The 16,081-nt window shown below is 33.7% G+C and carries 13 protein-coding genes and 1 riboswitch; of the genes, 5 read left to right on the top strand and 8 right to left on the bottom strand.

Features of this window, described 5'->3' with window-relative positions; genetic code table 11:
- Positions 1-110: 110 nt before the first annotated feature.
- The 5 genes from DWZ69_RS08015 to DWZ69_RS07995 all read right to left on the bottom strand — a co-directional run bounded on the left by DWZ69_RS08015 (position 111) and on the right by DWZ69_RS07995 (position 6,346).
- Complete coding sequence (locus tag DWZ69_RS08015; protein WP_117999699.1) at positions 111-1,064, bottom strand: leucine-rich repeat protein; 954 nt, start codon at positions 1,062-1,064, stop codon at positions 111-113.
- A 313-nt stretch (positions 1,065-1,377) separates the two neighbouring features.
- A complete protein-coding gene (locus DWZ69_RS08010; RefSeq protein ID WP_117999698.1) occupies positions 1,378-2,808 on the bottom strand; it encodes a 6-phospho-beta-glucosidase in 1,431 nt (476 codons plus the stop codon).
- 16 nt (positions 2,809-2,824) lie between these two features.
- Entirely contained in the window at positions 2,825-4,684 is a 1,860-nt protein-coding gene (locus DWZ69_RS08005; RefSeq protein WP_118436654.1) for a beta-glucoside-specific PTS transporter subunit IIABC, read from the bottom strand.
- Between the two features lie 306 nt (positions 4,685-4,990).
- Complete coding sequence (locus tag DWZ69_RS08000) at positions 4,991-5,707, bottom strand: MurR/RpiR family transcriptional regulator (protein WP_118436652.1); 717 nt, start codon at positions 5,705-5,707, stop codon at positions 4,991-4,993.
- Between the two features lie 156 nt (positions 5,708-5,863).
- Entirely contained in the window at positions 5,864-6,346 is a 483-nt protein-coding gene (locus DWZ69_RS07995) for a DUF2798 domain-containing protein (protein WP_118436650.1), read from the bottom strand.
- A 350-nt stretch (positions 6,347-6,696) separates the two neighbouring features.
- On the opposite strand from DWZ69_RS07995, the gene DWZ69_RS07990 reads away from it, so the two are divergent.
- The 4 genes from DWZ69_RS07990 (at position 6,697) to DWZ69_RS07975 (ending at position 10,897) form a co-directional block, all read left to right on the top strand.
- On the top strand, positions 6,697-7,665 hold the full coding sequence (locus DWZ69_RS07990; protein WP_118436648.1) for a TAXI family TRAP transporter solute-binding subunit: 969 nt from the start codon (positions 6,697-6,699) through the stop codon (positions 7,663-7,665).
- Between the two features lie 67 nt (positions 7,666-7,732).
- Positions 7,733-8,920 (top strand): sodium/glutamate symporter, encoded by a 1,188-nt coding sequence (gltS, locus tag DWZ69_RS07985; protein WP_117999828.1) that lies wholly within the window; start codon positions 7,733-7,735, stop codon positions 8,918-8,920.
- A gap of 20 nt (positions 8,921-8,940) precedes the next feature.
- Entirely contained in the window at positions 8,941-9,189 is a 249-nt protein-coding gene (locus tag DWZ69_RS07980) for a hypothetical protein (RefSeq protein WP_243081041.1), read from the top strand.
- Between the two features lie 43 nt (positions 9,190-9,232).
- Positions 9,233-9,330: riboswitch (purine riboswitch) on the top strand.
- A 187-nt stretch (positions 9,331-9,517) separates the two neighbouring features.
- Positions 9,518-10,897: an FAD-dependent protein gene (locus DWZ69_RS07975; protein ID WP_118436644.1), complete on the top strand. Its 1,380-nt coding sequence runs from the start codon at positions 9,518-9,520 to the stop codon at positions 10,895-10,897.
- A 170-nt stretch (positions 10,898-11,067) separates the two neighbouring features.
- Here the strand turns inward: DWZ69_RS07975 and hcp are convergent, their stop codons facing one another.
- Positions 11,068-12,687 carry a hydroxylamine reductase gene (gene hcp, locus DWZ69_RS07970; protein WP_347475099.1) on the bottom strand — a complete coding sequence of 540 codons (1,620 nt, stop codon included), beginning with the start codon at positions 12,685-12,687 and terminating at the stop codon, positions 11,068-11,070.
- Positions 12,688-12,928: 241 nt separating this feature from the next.
- Positions 12,929-13,711, bottom strand: coding sequence for a 4Fe-4S binding protein (locus DWZ69_RS07965; protein ID WP_117999691.1), 783 nt, complete (start codon positions 13,709-13,711; stop codon positions 12,929-12,931).
- 226 nt (positions 13,712-13,937) lie between these two features.
- On the opposite strand from DWZ69_RS07965, the gene DWZ69_RS07960 reads away from it, so the two are divergent.
- Positions 13,938-14,609 (top strand): Crp/Fnr family transcriptional regulator, encoded by a 672-nt coding sequence (locus DWZ69_RS07960; RefSeq protein WP_118436642.1) that lies wholly within the window; start codon positions 13,938-13,940, stop codon positions 14,607-14,609.
- A 122-nt stretch (positions 14,610-14,731) separates the two neighbouring features.
- On the opposite strand, the gene DWZ69_RS07955 is transcribed toward DWZ69_RS07960, so the two are convergent.
- Positions 14,732-16,069 carry a glycoside hydrolase family 30 beta sandwich domain-containing protein gene (locus DWZ69_RS07955; RefSeq protein WP_118436640.1) on the bottom strand — a complete coding sequence of 446 codons (1,338 nt, stop codon included), beginning with the start codon at positions 16,067-16,069 and terminating at the stop codon, positions 14,732-14,734.
- Between the last annotated feature and the right edge of the window lie 12 nt (positions 16,070-16,081).

Raw genomic sequence — 16,081 nt, 5'->3', positions numbered from 1 at the left:
TATGCTCACTTCACCGCCTGTATTCTCGCTGGCACCTACAATATTTACCTGAAAACACATAGTAAACGCTAATAATATTAGTAAGAATTTTTTCATAACTTTCTCCTCCTTTAATCTGCATCATGCCATGAATCATAAACCATATAATCACTCCACTTTGTATACACTTTTTTATTCTTTATGTATTTATAGGCCCTTACCTTTGTTTTTATAAAATAGTGCTTATACTCCGAAAAAAAATCTATTTTTAAATTTTTGTCATATCTAAAGTCGTAATTTAATTCTCTAAATTTATTTAAAACTTTTTTTCTTATTTTCTTGTCATAGACATTTTTTGATGTTTTTGCCCTTACAATTTTCTTGTCTTTTGGTTTAAATCCACTATATATTACGCTCTTAACATCATAGCCTTTTGCTTTTGAAATCTTATACCATCTATTACAGCTATATACATATGGCTTTATTTCTTTAAATTTTTTATTAGTTTTTATTAAAATATTGCTGTCTACAGCACGTATATCCAGCTTTGCCTTCTGATTTAACTTTATTTGCTTTATTGCGGTATTATTTATACCCTGTTCTTCAATTCTGCTAATATTATTTGACACAATCTCTTTTAGATTTTTGCATTGTGAAATTCCATTAGAATTTATTTTTTTTGCTTTATTTAAATCAATCTTTTTCAATGATGTACAATTATAAAAAGCCTTATTTTCTATAACTTCGGCACTTGTAATTAACTTGTATGACTGTGATTTACTTCTTGGAAAATAATATAAAATCTTTCCATCTTTTGAATAAAGCACCCCGTCTATAGCCTTATATTTTGAATTTCCTTCTGCCACTACAAACTCTTTTTTACAATCTACATATTGGTATTTTGTGTTGTACACTGCATCACCACGATAATTTTCATCAATATAAATCTTATCGTATGATGTTCCATGTCCTTTTACATCTTCAATATTAGTAATATTATCATTTGCACTAACACTAATCCCAAATAATATTGTTGTTACCAATATACTAAATATCATTGTTACTTTACATAGTTTTTGTTTCATAAAAAAACCTCCTTTGAGAAAAAAGAAAAGATTACTTGCTAAATATGTAAGTAATCTTTTCTTCGCTTAAATTGTTCTACATTGTTTTAATTACTTCATACTCTATTTACATTATACATTTTTTTTAATTAATTCAAATAACGGTGCAAGAGTTTTCACATTATTTTATCTATATACTTTTAAACGTAGGATTTTTACTATTTATTGCATTAGCAAATTAAAAGTTTAGCAAATAAAAAGGTAAAAAAAAAGACTGTGCCTTAACATTTTCAAGCTGTTAAAGTACAGTCCCTTCGATTACTACTATGTTTTATTATAATTCTTCACCATTGGAAGCTATTACCTTTTTGTACCAGTCAAATGACTTCTTTTTGCTTCGTTTTAGTGTGCCATTACCTTCATTATCTTTGTCAACATAGATAAATCCGTAACGTTTTTTCATTTCTCCTGTTGTAAATGAAACACAGTCAATACAGCCCCATGGTGTGTACCCCATAAGTTCTACCCCATCGTCAATTACAGCTTTTTTCATTTCTTCAATGTGAGCTTTTAAGTAAGCTATTCTGTAATCATCATCGATTGTTCCGTCTTCATTTACAGTATCAATTGCGCCAAATCCATTTTCCACAATAAATAGTGGCACCTGATATCTTTCATATAACAAATTAAGTGCATATCTAAGTCCAATTGGATCAATCTGCCAGCCCCAATCACTTGTTTTTACATAAGGATTTGGAACGCTTCCAGGGAAGCCATCTACACCATTTCCATCTGCAACATGGTCGGCTTTTACAGCATTTGTCATATAGTAACTTAATCCTACAAAGTCAACAGTGCCTTCTTTTAATATCTCCCTGTCTCCTTCTTCCATTTGAACGTGAATGTTTTTCTTTTTCCACTCAGGCCATACATAAGATGGGTATTCGCCTCTTACATGAACATCACCAAATAAATAGCGGTCATGCATTGCTTCAACTGAATACATCATATCTTCCGGTTTACATGAATATGGATATAATGGAACACACGCCATCATACAGCCAATCTTAAAATCAGGATTAATTTTATGTCCTTCTTTTACTACCATGGCACTTGCCACTAATTCGTGATGTACCACCTGATACATACATTCTTCAGGATGCTTTTCATTATTGAAAATCACACCTGAGCAAGTATATCCGAAAAGTGGATACTCATAGTTCTTCTGGTTATTAATTTCGTTAAAAGTCATCCAATATTTTACTTTGTTTTTATATCTTTCCATAACGGTTAGTGAGTACTTTACAAAAAAATCGATAACTTTTCGATTTTTCCAGCCCCCGTACTCTTTCACAAGATGATATGGCATTTCGAAATGAGATAGTGTTACCACCGGCTCAATTCCGTATTTTAGTAGTTCATCAAAAAGATTGTCATAGAATTTTAATCCCTCTTCATTTGCCTGTTCATCATCCCCATTTGGGAAAATTCTTGTCCAGGCAATTGAAGTACGAAAACACTTGAATCCCATTTCAGCAAATAACTTTATGTCTTCCTTATAGTGCCCGTAAAAATCTACTGCTTCATGATTTGGATAATAATATCCATCTTGTACTCCGTCTGTGATTTTCCTATCTACACCATGAGCTCCGGCTGTTAAAACATCGGCTATACTTACACCTTTGCCTCCTTTATTCCATCCACCTTCCACCTGGTGCGCGGCAACAGCTCCACCCCATAAAAAATCTTTTGGTAACACGCCCATATCTAACTCCTCTCAATTATACTGTTAAAAATGCAATATCCTTAACAGCTTCCTTTCTTCCTGATAAAACCTGAACATCCTTTGATGTATCAGTTGTTATAAACATAACTGTTGCATCGTAGCCTTCTTTCTTAAGAAGTTCCACGTCAAATTCCACAAGTAAGTCACCTTTCTTGACTTTATCTCCCTGTGAAACATAAGTTTTAAAACCTTTTCCTTCAAGCTTTACTGTATCAACACCAATGTGAATTAATACTTCTGCACCATTTCCATCTGATAAGCCTACTAAATGGCCTGTTGGAAATACTGCGTCAACATTACCATCAAAAGGTGCATATACTTTTCCATTTTCAGGTTCAATTCCTACACCTTTTCCCATTGCTTCTGAAGCAAAAGCTTCGTCTTTTACCTGATTTACAGGAATAACATTTCCTGTTACAGGTGCTACAAATTCACTTGTAGCCTCACCATTTGTTTCTGTTGTTTCATTTGATGTTTCAATTTCCTTTGTTTCATCATCTGCTTCATCTTCAAAACCAACAATGTATGTAAGCACTGCACCAAGCACGAATGCTACGACAATTGAAATTACCAAACCGATAAATGGTGTTAAATGACCAGCCTTAAAGTAAGCAGGTAATGTAGCAATACCAGGCATATTGTAGCTCCATGACACTGCATGGAAAGCTCCACCAATAGCACCACCAACTGCACCGGCAATACAGCCACAAATCATTGGTTTCTTTAATCTTAAATTGACACCATAAATTGCAGGTTCTGTAATACCGAAAAGTCCTGTAATTGCTGCTGATGCTGAAACACCCTTCATGTCTTTATTTTTTGTCTTAAGGAAAACTCCAAATGTTGCACCTGCCTGTGAAAATACGGCTGATGCCTGAAGTCCTGTAAATGTGTCATAACCTAAGTTCGCGTAGTTTCCTACTGTTACAGGTGTAATTCCCCAGTGAACACCGAAAATTACAAGAACTTCCCATAAGCCACCTACTACAAGTCCGGCAACTATAGGACTTAAATTGTATAATGTATTGTAAATACCACCAATTGCTCCACCAATTGTATTTCCAATTGGTCCAAATGCTAATAAAGTAAGTGGAACCATAATTGCTATTGTAAACATTGGTGTAAATAAGTTTCTAATAACGATTGGTAAATATTTATCGAAAAATTTCTGTACGTATGATGCAATCCAAATTGATAAAATAATTGGGATTACTGATGATGTATAGCTTAAAAGCTGTACTTTCATGCCTAAAAAGTAAACAGGTTTTGCTGCATTAACCATTGCAATGTAATCCGGGCAAACAAGTGCACAGGCAATAACTAATGCAATAAATGTATTAACACCAAATTTCTTTGACGCTGTAACTGCTATGAGTACAGGTAAAAATGTAAATGCTGTCCATGAAATAAAGTTTAGAATCTGATATGTACCACCTGCTGTATCAATTGCATTTAATGCAACTAAAACACCTAAGATACCCTGAAGAATACCACATGCTGCCAATGTGTATAAAAATGGAGCAAATATTGCAGAAATTACATCAATAATTCTACTTACTATACCTACTTTTTTGTTTCCTGTTCCTTTTGCTGCTTCTTCATCAATTGTAACCATCTTAATCATGTGCTCGTAAGCGTCCTTTACATGATTTCCAATTACTACCTGAAACTGTCCCCCAGCCTGTACTGTAGTAATTACTCCCGGAATTTTTGCTACTTTGTCTTTGTTTACTATTGATTCATCTTTAAGTATAAATCTAAGTCTTGTAGCACAATGAGTTACGTTGGTAATGTTGTCATTACCGCCAAGTTCTTTTAACAGCTCCATAGCTGTCTTGTAATAATCGATTGCCATGTTTTTCTCTCCTTCTCTTCTATATTTCCATCAATTCTTTATCAACTAAGAATATTTTATCATACAAGATTTTTATTTCTACAAATCTGCGTTTTATGTAACGTATGAGGACGAAAAAAATATGTTACAAAGCCGTAACACCTTGTAACATATCCTTGATTAATTTTCATTTATTTAATTTCTACGATTGTGCTCCTATTTTTCTCATGATTTTCGTTTAAATAATATGATTTGTCTGCTTTCTATCTTTTGTTTTCTTTTGATAAAATCTACAGCCTTCTATCTTTTGTCTTTATTTGATAAAATCTACAGCCTTCTTCCAATTGCCTCTATCAAATAAATGACAGGTATCTGAGTTGTTGTATTAATATGATTACCATGTTCATGGTCCGTAACATAATAGGTCAAATTATAATCAGAAAGATTTGACAAGGTTGATGTTCCCTTATTTGTAATACTGATTATTTTACATTTGTTCTTTTTAAAATCATTTGCCATTTGAACTATCTGTTCTGTTTCTCCTGAAACGGAAAGTGCAATTACAACCGCATTCTTTATGCCTTCCATAATAGGAAAATATGGATCCTCTATGTACTGACTGAATTTTCTCAAATTTGAGAAGAATCTTGCACCGTATTTTCCAAGGATACCTGACGTACCAAGTCCAATAAAAATAACCTGGTCAGCCTGTCTTACAACCTGGGCAATTTCATCCAATTCCTTTTGATGTATGCCGGAACCTATTTTATAAAAATACTCCTGTATCTCCTTTACATCTTCGTTGTTCTTTTTGTTTTTCTTTGTCTCTTCTTCAAGATACATTTTGAATTTCACTTTAAATTCAGAATATCCATCAAAACCTGCTTTTCTGCAAAAACGCATAACAGTGGCTGTTGATACATGAACCTCATCAGCTAACTCCCTTACAGTCATGTATTTTACTACATTTTTGTTCTTCATAATGTAGTCATAAACCAGCATCTCCATATCATTAAACGACTTAAGAATTTCGTAATTAAACATATTGTACCTCTTTACAATCTAATTAATCGCACCAATTTTTATATTATACCATAAACCGAATGTATATGGGATGTTTAACTACAACTTCTTCATATAAATACTAAATTTTAAAATTTGAATTTGAATATTATTTTTTAATTGGATACTTTTTTACGTTTATGCCAGAACTTTTCCTTCAGGGAAAACTGTTCTGAAAACTTTTCTTACTAATGGTCCTGCTACGATTAACTGTAACGGCAATGCCATTATAAAGTTAAATGGTATGTTATGTAACCATATAAATAATACATTTGACCACTGACCTGTAGTAACTGAAACCTCTACAGCTCCGTATAATGACATGATAATTACCATAGGTACGACCATTGAAACTGACACACAAATTGTTGTTTTTAATGGGCCATCACCTGGCTTTACAAGAAACTTAAAGGCAAAACCCTTTGCTAATCCTGAAACAACAAACCAGTCACAACACATTGCAAAAATATAAGCAATTGGAAATCCCAACCAGGCTTCCTTTATCGACGCTGCTGACAAGCCTCCCATATTAAGTGATACGTTATAAATACTCATAACAAACACCATTGTAAAACACATCATGACTGTAAAAATCAAACTTTCTCTCTTATTATGTGGCATTTTTTTCTCCTTAAACTCTGTAGCTTATTTCAGGAGCCGTTTCAGGCTTCGGGGGGGGGGGATTTTCCACAGTTTAATTATTTGTAATTACCTGCCTTGATTTCACTACTTTTTAATTATTTTTTACCGCAAAAAGTTAGCATAATAATTTTTTGTTGTCAACTGACTTTTTTGAATTTTTTCCTATTATAGTGTAAAATATTAATGTACTTATAGAATTCAGAAACTTCTATATAATAAACGATTATATTCAGTAAGTATTTTAAACAAACACGAATATGTTTTCTTGCTTTATGTTAAATATTTCTGATGATTTTTAAGTCACTACTAAAGAACAAGGAGTAACGATTTTGAAAAAATTATTATGCATTATTTTAACCCTTGTAACCATAACTCTTACAGGTTGTGGTTTCGGGGATAGCACTATTCGTTTTGGTGCTGCAGGACTTGGTGGCATGTACTATTCTTTCAGTACGGCTTTTACGGAGCTTGCAACAAAAGAAAACGACAAGCTAAAATTTGACGTTAAGACTACTGCCGGTTCAGCAGCTAACTTACGTCTTTTGTCAAAAAACTATATTGATGTAGGTATTTCACAGATGGATTTAATTGATGATGCCTACTATGGAACACCAGAATTTAACGGCAAGAAATACAACGGCTATTCAGCAATTGCCGGTCTGTACAAAGAAGCCTGCCAGATTGTAGTCCTTGATAAGTCTTCAATTAAAACCCTTGATGATTTACAAGACAAAACAGTAAGTATCGGTGCTTCTGAGTCAGGTACGGAATTAAATGCCACACAAATTCTTAAAGCCAGCGGTTTGTGGGATAATAATTTAGTAAAAACAAAAAATCTTGATTACACAGATGCGGCAAAACAATTAGAAGATGGTGAGATAGATGCTTTCTTCTGTACTTCAGGTGTGCAGACAACTGTTGTTGAGGAGCTTGCAAAACATGCCAGTATCCGCTTTATTGATATTGACAGCAAGTGTGCCAAGAAGCTAAAAGCATCTTACAAATTTTATGATTCATTTACTATTCCAGCCAATACATATACAGGCCAAACCAAAGATGTTTCAACACTTTGTGTTAAGTCAGTATTGTTAGCCAGAGATGACATGTCAGAAGACACTGTAAAAGAATTAACAGCCCTTCTTTTTAAGCACGCAAAAGATTTCCAGTATTCACTACAGGCTGATTTGGATTTCAACGAAAGCGATGCTACAAAGGGTATAACAATTCCTTTCCATCCGGGAGCCTGTGCTTACTATAAGGAAAAAGGAATTACAGTTTCTTCAGAAGACAAGAATTAAAAAGAAAGGAAAAGTATATTGATAAATAACTTTCATAATGAATGTTATTACAGTATATTGGAATAAAATGAATATACAGTTAGATATGTATCAGACACTTGCCATAGCAGTTGTAGTGTTGATACTTGGACAATTTTTAAAAAGCAAAATTGATTTTCTTGAAAAATTTTGTATTCCTGCACCGGTTGTAGGTGGTTTACTTTTTGCAATATTCACCTGCATCTGTTATGCAACAGGTTTAGCAGAATTCTCATTTGACGATACTTTAAGAGAAGTTTGCATGGTATTTTTCTTTACATCTGTAGGTTTTCAGGCAAACTTAAAAGTTTTAAAAAGTGGCGGAAAGTCTTTAATAATTTTCCTGGCACTTGTTGTTTTACTTATTATTTTTCAGAACGGTTTGGCCGTTGGGGTATCAAAATTATTAGGACTTGATCCATTAATTGGTTTGTGTACAGGTTCTATACCAATGGTTGGTGGGCATGGTACTGCCGGTGCCTTTGGACCGGTTCTTGAAGATTTCAACATTTCAGGTGCCACAACAATTTGTACAGCTGCTGCCACATTCGGTCTTATTGCCGGAAGTTTGGTTGGTGGTCCAATTGGTAGAAAACTTATTGAAAAGAAAAACCTTATGAATACAGTTACAACAGAAGATGACAGCCTGTTAGTTGAAGACGAAATCAAGCATGAGAGACATACAAACATGTATGCCGCAGCAGTTTTCCAAACTATTTTAGCTGTTGGTCTTGGAACTATTTTCTCTTGGTTACTCACAAAAACAGGTATGACATTCCCAATTTATATTGGTGCAATGCTTGCTGCCGCTCTTATTAGAAACTTAAGCGAATACTCAGGAAAATTCACAATTCACATGGGTGAAATTAATGACCTTGGTGGTATTTGTCTTTCATTATTTTTAGGTATAGCAATGATTACTTTGAAGTTATGGCAATTAGCTGACCTTGCGCTACCTTTAATTATTCTTTTAGGTGCACAGCTTGTACTTATTTTCTTTTTCACATACTTTGTTGTTTTCAATGTTATGGGAAGAGATTACGATGCAGCAGTTTTATCTGCCGGTACATGTGGGTTCGGTATGGGTGCCACACCTAATGCCATGGCAAATATGCAGGCTATTTGCGACAGATATGCTCCATCAATTAAGGCGTACCTTTTAATTCCTTTAATAGGAAGTTTATTTGCAGACTTTATTAACAGTTTAGTTATTACATTCTTTATTAATTTTGTTTAATTTTATCGGAGGAAAAAGTCATGAAAAAAGATAACGACAACAAAGGAAAGATTAACCTGTCATTTGATAATTTAGCAATTCCTGAAGTTCACTTACACAGAACTCACAAGGACAATGCAAATGCAGATACAAATAACGAAAACACTGTAAAAAAATCAGTGGCTTCACAATCAGTTGAAGGTAATGAGTCAACAGATTCAAAAAAGAAAAAAACATCAATTAGTTTTGATTCAGTTGCAATTCCTGAAATTCATATAAAAAATAAATAACGATAAATCTTATTTCGTAAAACTGTTGATTTAATAGTAGTATTTTGCTATTATGTCATAGGATTATATAAGTTCATAATACGGTTGAACGTTTCTACTAACTGCCTCAAATAGTTTGCTATAATCTCTTTATTAGTGTAACTATTTGTAGCAGTTTTTTTGTGCCCTGTACTAAGGAGGGACCCGTTCTTTTAGAATGGGAGGATACCTTAGTGCTTGTACTAAGGAGGGACCCGTTCTTTTAGAATGGGAGGATACCTTAGTGCTTGTGCGCAAGTAGGTAATCAATTCTCTTCGAGAATTGGTTACATTATAAGGAGGATTTTTAATGAAGAAATATGATGTAATTATTATTGGTGCTGGTCCCGGCGGTATTTTTGCAACTTACGAGTTGTCAAAGAAAATGCCCAACCTATCCATAGCAGTTTTTGAAGCAGGTCACAAGCTCTCCGGAAGAAAATGCCCTATCGACGGAGACAAAATACCTAACTGTATTCAGTGTAAAAGCTGTTCAATTATGAGTGGTTTCGGTGGTGCTGGTGCTTTCTCTGATGGTAAGTATAATATTACCAACGATTTTGGTGGTACACTTTACGAGCACATTGGTAAAAAACACGCCATTGAATTAATGGAATATGTAGATGAAATTAATATGAAATATGGCGGTGAAGGTACTAAGTTATACTCAACTGCCGGCACAGGTTTCAAGAAAATCTGCATGCAGAATAAATTAAAACTTCTTGATGCATCAGTACGTCATCTTGGAACTGATATTAATTATATTGTTTTGGAAAATATTTATAAAGAACTTGAAGATAAAGCAGATTTCTATTTTGATACTCCTGTTACTTCTATTGAGCATTTAGATGATGGATATTTAGTTCATACAAAAGACGAAACTTTCCACAGTGATAAATGTGTTGTTTCTGTAGGCCGTAGCGGAAGTAAATGGATGGAACATGTTTGTAATGAAATGGATATTCCAACTAAGTCAAATCGTGTAGATATCGGTGTTCGTGTGGAACTTCCTGCTGTTATTTTCTCTCATTTAACAGATGAATTATACGAAAGTAAAATTGTTTACCGTACACAGCAGTTTGAAGATAATGTTCGTACATTCTGTATGAATCCACATGGTATTGTTGTTAATGAAAACACTAATGGTATTGTAACTGTAAACGGTCACAGCTACGAGGGTGAAGAAATGCAAACAGAAAACACTAACTTTGCCTTACTTGTAGCAAAGCATTTCTCTGAGCCATTTAAGGACAGTAACGGATATGGCGAAAGCATTGCCCGCCTTTCAAACATGCTTGGTGGTGGAGTAATTGTTCAGCGTTTCGGTGATTTAGTTAGAGGACGTAGAAGTACCGAAAACAGAATTGAGGAAGGTCTTGTAACTCCTACTCTTGCTGCAACTCCAGGTGATCTTAGCTTGGTTTTACCAAAGCGTATTTTAGATGGTATTATTGAAATGATTTATGCCCTTGATAAAATTGCTCCCGGTACAGCAAATGACGATACTTTGTTATATGGTGTTGAAGTAAAATTCTACAATATGGAAGTAGACATCAACGACCATCTTGAAAGTAAATATGACGGCTTATACATTATTGGGGATGGCAGTGGTGTTACACATTCACTTTCACATGCCTCAGCAAGCGGTGTATTTGTTGCAAGAGATATTTGCGATAAAGTACAGGCTTAATAAACAAAAAGTACAACTATTTATGAGTTCAGCCATTCCTTGGCAAATCATGTTTCATAAATAGTTGTACTTTTATTTTTAATTATCTTTCAATTATTACAAATTTATTTTTTAACCATTTTCCGGCTCTGTCTGATTTTGATTTTCAACATTTGCGATTTGACTTACTTTTATCCCAAAATTTTCTTTAAGTCTTCTTCCGGTGTGCTAATTGGTGATATATTGTAATTGTCTACAAGTATTTTCAACACGTTAGGAGAAATAAATGCCGGCAATGTTGGTCCCAGAAAAATATCTTTTATACCCAAATGAAGCAATGTTAGTAAGATACAAACTGCCTTTTGCTCATACCATGACAATACCATTGACAATGGCAATTCATTAACATCACATTCAAAAGCTTCTGCTAATGCTATTGCTACCTTAATTGCAGAATAGGCATCATTACACTGACCCATATCCATTATTCTTGGTAGCCCATCTATGTCACCTAAATCTAAATCGTTAAATCTGTATTTTCCACAAGCTAATGTCAAAATAATTGAATCCTTAGGTGTTTGTTTTACAAAATCTGTATAATAATTTCTACCAACTTTTGCACCATCACAACCACCTACCAAGAAAAAGTGACTGATTTTACCCTGCTTAACACCGTCAATTACCTTGTCAGCAACTGATAAAACAGTGTTGTGAGCAAATCCTGTTGTTACGAATTCACCGCCATTTATACCTGTCATTTTGTGGTCTTCACTATAGCCACCTAGTTCCAGAGCCTTCTCAATTACAGGTGTAAAATCTTTATCTTCACCAACGTGTACCATTTCTGGATATGACACAACCTCTGTTGTAAACACTCTGTCCCTGTAGCTTTCCTTAACAGGCATAAGGCAGTTGGTTGTAAATAAAATTGGTCCCGGTACATTATCAAACTCTTTCTGCTGGTTCTGCCATGCTGTACCAAAGTTTCCTTTTAAGTGGCTGTACTTTTTAAGTTCAGGATAACCATGTGCCGGTAACATTTCGCCATGAGTATAAATATTGATTCCCTTGCCTTCGGTCTGCTTAAGCAATAATTCTAAGTCTTTTAAATCGTGACCTGATATTATTATAAATGGACCGGCTTCAATTGTTAGTGGTACCTTTGTAGGAACCGGAGAACCATATGCACTTGTATTTGCCTTGTCCAAAAGTTCCATACATTTTAAATTAACTTCTCCAACTTTCAATACTGTTTCTAACAACTTGTCCCCTTCTAAGTCATAGCTTATTACTGATAAAGCTCTGTAGAAAAAGTCGTTTACTTCCTTATCTTCCATCCCAAACATTAATGCATGATATGCGTATGCTGCCATACCTCTAATTCCAAACAATATAAGGGATTTTAATGAGCGAATGTCTTCATCTGCATTCCATAATTCTTCCATATTGTAATCATCTGTATTTCCACATCTGGCTACACAGGCAACACAGCCTGGTACAATTCTGTCTTTTTCCTGATGAACTTTTTCAATCATTTCCTCTAAAGTATTGTCATTAAAGTTTACGTTTGTAACTGTTGTAAATAAACCTTCGATAATAATTCTGTCTGTATTTTCTGTTTTCTGATTATTGCCGCATGCCTTTGCCAAGCCAATCAAAGCACCTGTCAATTGGTCCTGCAAGTTGGCTGTGTTGGCTGTTTTACCGCAAACACCAATACTCTTTGTACAACCACTACAACCTGCTGTCTGCTCACACTGAAAGCAAAACATGCTATTTAAGTTTTCTAAATTTGTTTTTGTATTACTCATTTTTCTCATTCTCCTGTTTTTAATTATATTTTTATTATTTTCTTTTTTTGTTATTATTTCTTTAGTTAAACAAATTGTGTATTCAACTTATTACACAATTTGAAATTTATCTGTTTTTATTTCTTATACGCAATTTAAGATTTTCCTGTTTTTATTACTAACATATGATTTTTAATTTTCTTATTTTTATTATGTGCATACAATTTTATACGCAGCTGATTTAAGTTTTCATTAAGAAATTTTAATCAAGTATTTCTCCATTAATTGATACTGTTACAACTCTCCATGGAATGAATTTCCCACTGTTTTGAAGAGCATTTTTTGCAGCCATTTCCAAGCCACCACAACATGGAACCTCCATTCTAATAATGGTTACTTCCTGAATATTATTTTGTTTAATTATCTCTGTAAGCTTTTCGCTATAATCCACCTCATCAAGTTTCGGACAGCCAATGAGAGTTATTTTTCCTTTCATAAACTCTTCATGAATGTTAGCGTAAGCATAGGCTGTACAATCCGCTGCGATTAAAAGTTTTGCGCCGTCAAAATATGGGGCATTAATAGGAACCAGCTTAATCTGACATGGCCACTGTCCTAGTCTTGACTGTTGCTTTCCGTAAGAAGTGACAATTTCTTCGTTATTTTCATTATTGTTCAATTCTCTCATTCTGCTTCCGGGACAGCCACTGTGTTTCTCAGATTGAACTTTTTCTGTATTACTATGATTCAAAACTTTCATTCTACTACCAGGGCAACCACTTTGGTTTTCAGACTGTTCTGTTTTTTTCTTCTTCATATTTTCCATAACTGCCTCATGGTCATAAGCCTTTGCCTCGCGCTCTACAAATGTTATGGCACCTGTTGGACATGATGGTAGGCAATCCCCCAATCCGTCACAGTAATCATCTCTAAGCAGTTTTGCCTTTCCATTAACCATGCCAATTGCACCTTCGTGACAGGCTGTAGCACAGGCTCCGCATCCATTACATTTTTCCTCATCAATGTGTATAATCTTTCTAATCATTACAACCTCCTAATATAATTTGTAATTTTTAATCCTTATTTTGCAATTAAACTTTTCTCACAAGCTCCTACGCAAATTTGAATTTCCATAAGCAATTTGTTTTGCGTTCTTTTTATTTTTGTTTTAATGTATTTGTTGCTTTACAATGGTTATTATATTAGAATGAAATTATTATTTACGTTGTTATAACCACGTTTTTTAAACTTTTTTTAAAAGGATTTATTATATGAAATTATCTAATTTAAAATTTTTAAACGATATATCAAAATTAAAATTTTTCAAAAATGTCACTATTGACGAGTTGCAGGAATTAAACAATCTTGGGGCTTTTTCTGAAAAGTTTTTTCCTAAAGGCAATATTATTTTTCACACCGGCGATGTTGTTTCAAGAATGGGAATTGTAGTAAAAGGACAGGTTTTTATTGAAAGTAATGATTTGTGGGGCAATCGTAGTATTCTTAGTGTTGTTGAAAAAGGACAGGCTTTTGCAGAATCATACGGATACACAAAATCTCCTATGTTAGTAGATGCCGTAGCTGCCGAAAATTCTACTGTTGTATTTTTTAATTTGAACGTATTGCTGGAAGAAATTTATCAGTCTTACTCATGGCAGTTTAAAATCCAAAAAAATCTTCTGTTAATTGCTACAAACAAAAATATTATTTTATCAAATAGAAGTTTTTGTACTGCACCTAAAACCATACGGGAAAGACTTTCAATCTACTTTTCCCAACAGGTTATGATTAACAAAAGTAATGAATTTTCAATTGCATTTAACAGGCAACAGCTTGCTGATTTTCTTAATTTGGATAGAAGTGCCTTGTCTAAGGAGCTTTGTAAGATGAGAGATGAAGGTATGATTGAATTTCATAAAAATCAATTTAAACTAAAGGAATAAGACTGCCACTAATTGGCAGCCCTTATTCTTTTAATTTTCATTATGTTATGTATTATCTTATCGCAAAAAATATAGCTACAGTTTTTTCATACTGTAACTATAGCTATATTTCTTATACTATTCTATTCTTCAATTACTGCTGTGGCAATTGCATTTGGTTCCACTTCCATTTCTGCGCAATAACCATTTAATCTCAAGTATGCAGGAATTTTTTCTTCTGTTCTGTTAAGCATTACTACTGCAATCTTATTATCTTTCTTAAACGCAGTAACATCTAACCTGTCTGTATATTTTGTAAATCCAATTCTTACTGCACCTTTTTCAATAAAATGGCTAAAATGCCACAAGTGACCACATATATTACTTTCAATTAACTTCTTATTTTTTGTGTCATATAAATATGGTGCGTCACAGAAATTCCCTACGTGATTTGGTCCACCTATTTCATCTAACACAATGTTCCAGTCTAAAAATGTGTTCATGCCATTATTGAAGTTTCCTATAATATCATGAGCATACTTTTGCGCATTTTTCAAATAATCTGTTGCTGCAAATTTGCTGTATTCAATACAAGCCTCGGATAAAAGTAACTTCTTATTTGGAAACTTTTCTTTAATCATCTGCAAAGCTTCAAAATGATCACCGCTGTACCAATGGAACGCGATTCCAGCAACCATATGGTCTGTTTCTTCATCAATAATTGTATTAGCCCATTCAAAAGCTCGCTCTTTATTATGATCCCAAATATAGATTTCAATATCATCTAACTTATGTTCCACTAATGCCGGCCACATATATTTTTTCAAAAATTCTTTCTGCTCCTGCGCTGTATATATACATGAGTCCCAGGTTTGGACAGCCTCAGGTTCATTTTGCATTGTAAGCTTTGTTACTTTATAGCCTCTGCTTCTGTACTCTTCAATGTATCTGCAAATATAATCTGCCCAACGTTTTGTATATTCCTTTTTTAGCTTGCCACCATAATTTCTGTCTCCATTTGTTTTCATATAAACCGGTGGGCTCCATGGTGATAACATAATTTCAATCTTTTCTTCATACTTCTCTTCCACATCATCTAACAGCGGTATAATATATTTTTCTACCCTCTCAAAGGAGAACTTATTAAAGTTCTCATCTGCTTCATCTGAATCAGCCTCGTAATGCTCCAAAGAGAAATCACAACTGTCAATTGGAATTCGAACTAAATCATATTTCATGTTATCTTTTCCAAAATAGTTTAATATCATTTCTTTCTTCTGTTCATCATCCATTAATGAATAAACATATCCTGCTGAATCTGTTAAAGCTCCACCGAATCCTTCTACCTGTTGGTACTCAACTTCAGGATATAAGTTAATTAATTCATTTTCCCTTTCATCATCTTTAATAAAAGTAATATTTTCATTTACTGTTTTCTTTACATTATCCTTATATGTAGTTGTTATTAAATTTAATTTCATAATTATCTCCGT

This window comes from Eubacterium sp. AF34-35BH (genome assembly GCF_003477765.1).
In the GTDB taxonomy this organism is placed as follows: Bacteria; Bacillota; Clostridia; order Lachnospirales; family Lachnospiraceae; genus Eubacterium_G.
Note: the sequence above shows the minus strand (reverse complement) of the source record. Positions and strands in the feature narration are given on the sequence as shown.

Bases quoted from the DNA above. Each gene is read 5' to 3' on its own strand.
- DWZ69_RS07975 (WP_118436644.1), top strand. From the start codon at position 9,518: ATGAAGAAATATGATGTAATTATTATTGGTGCTGGTCCCGGCGGTATT.
- DWZ69_RS07980 (WP_243081041.1), top strand. From the start codon at position 8,941: ATGAAAAAAGATAACGACAACAAAGGAAAGATTAACCTGTCATTTGAT.
- DWZ69_RS07965 (WP_117999691.1), bottom strand. From the start codon at position 13,711: ATGATTAGAAAGATTATACACATTGATGAGGAAAAATGTAATGGATGC.
- DWZ69_RS08015 (WP_117999699.1), bottom strand. From the start codon at position 1,064: ATGAAACAAAAACTATGTAAAGTAACAATGATATTTAGTATATTGGTA.
- hcp (WP_347475099.1), bottom strand. From the start codon at position 12,687: ATGAGTAATACAAAAACAAATTTAGAAAACTTAAATAGCATGTTTTGC.
- DWZ69_RS07955 (WP_118436640.1), bottom strand. From the start codon at position 16,069: ATGAAATTAAATTTAATAACAACTACATATAAGGATAATGTAAAGAAA.
- gltS (WP_117999828.1), top strand. From the start codon at position 7,733: ATGAATATACAGTTAGATATGTATCAGACACTTGCCATAGCAGTTGTA.
- DWZ69_RS08010 (WP_117999698.1), bottom strand. From the start codon at position 2,808: ATGGGCGTGTTACCAAAAGATTTTTTATGGGGTGGAGCTGTTGCCGCG.
- DWZ69_RS08005 (WP_118436654.1), bottom strand. From the start codon at position 4,684: ATGGCAATCGATTATTACAAGACAGCTATGGAGCTGTTAAAAGAACTT.
- DWZ69_RS07995 (WP_118436650.1), bottom strand. From the start codon at position 6,346: ATGCCACATAATAAGAGAGAAAGTTTGATTTTTACAGTCATGATGTGT.
- DWZ69_RS08000 (WP_118436652.1), bottom strand. From the start codon at position 5,707: ATGTTTAATTACGAAATTCTTAAGTCGTTTAATGATATGGAGATGCTG.
- DWZ69_RS07960 (WP_118436642.1), top strand. From the start codon at position 13,938: ATGAAATTATCTAATTTAAAATTTTTAAACGATATATCAAAATTAAAA.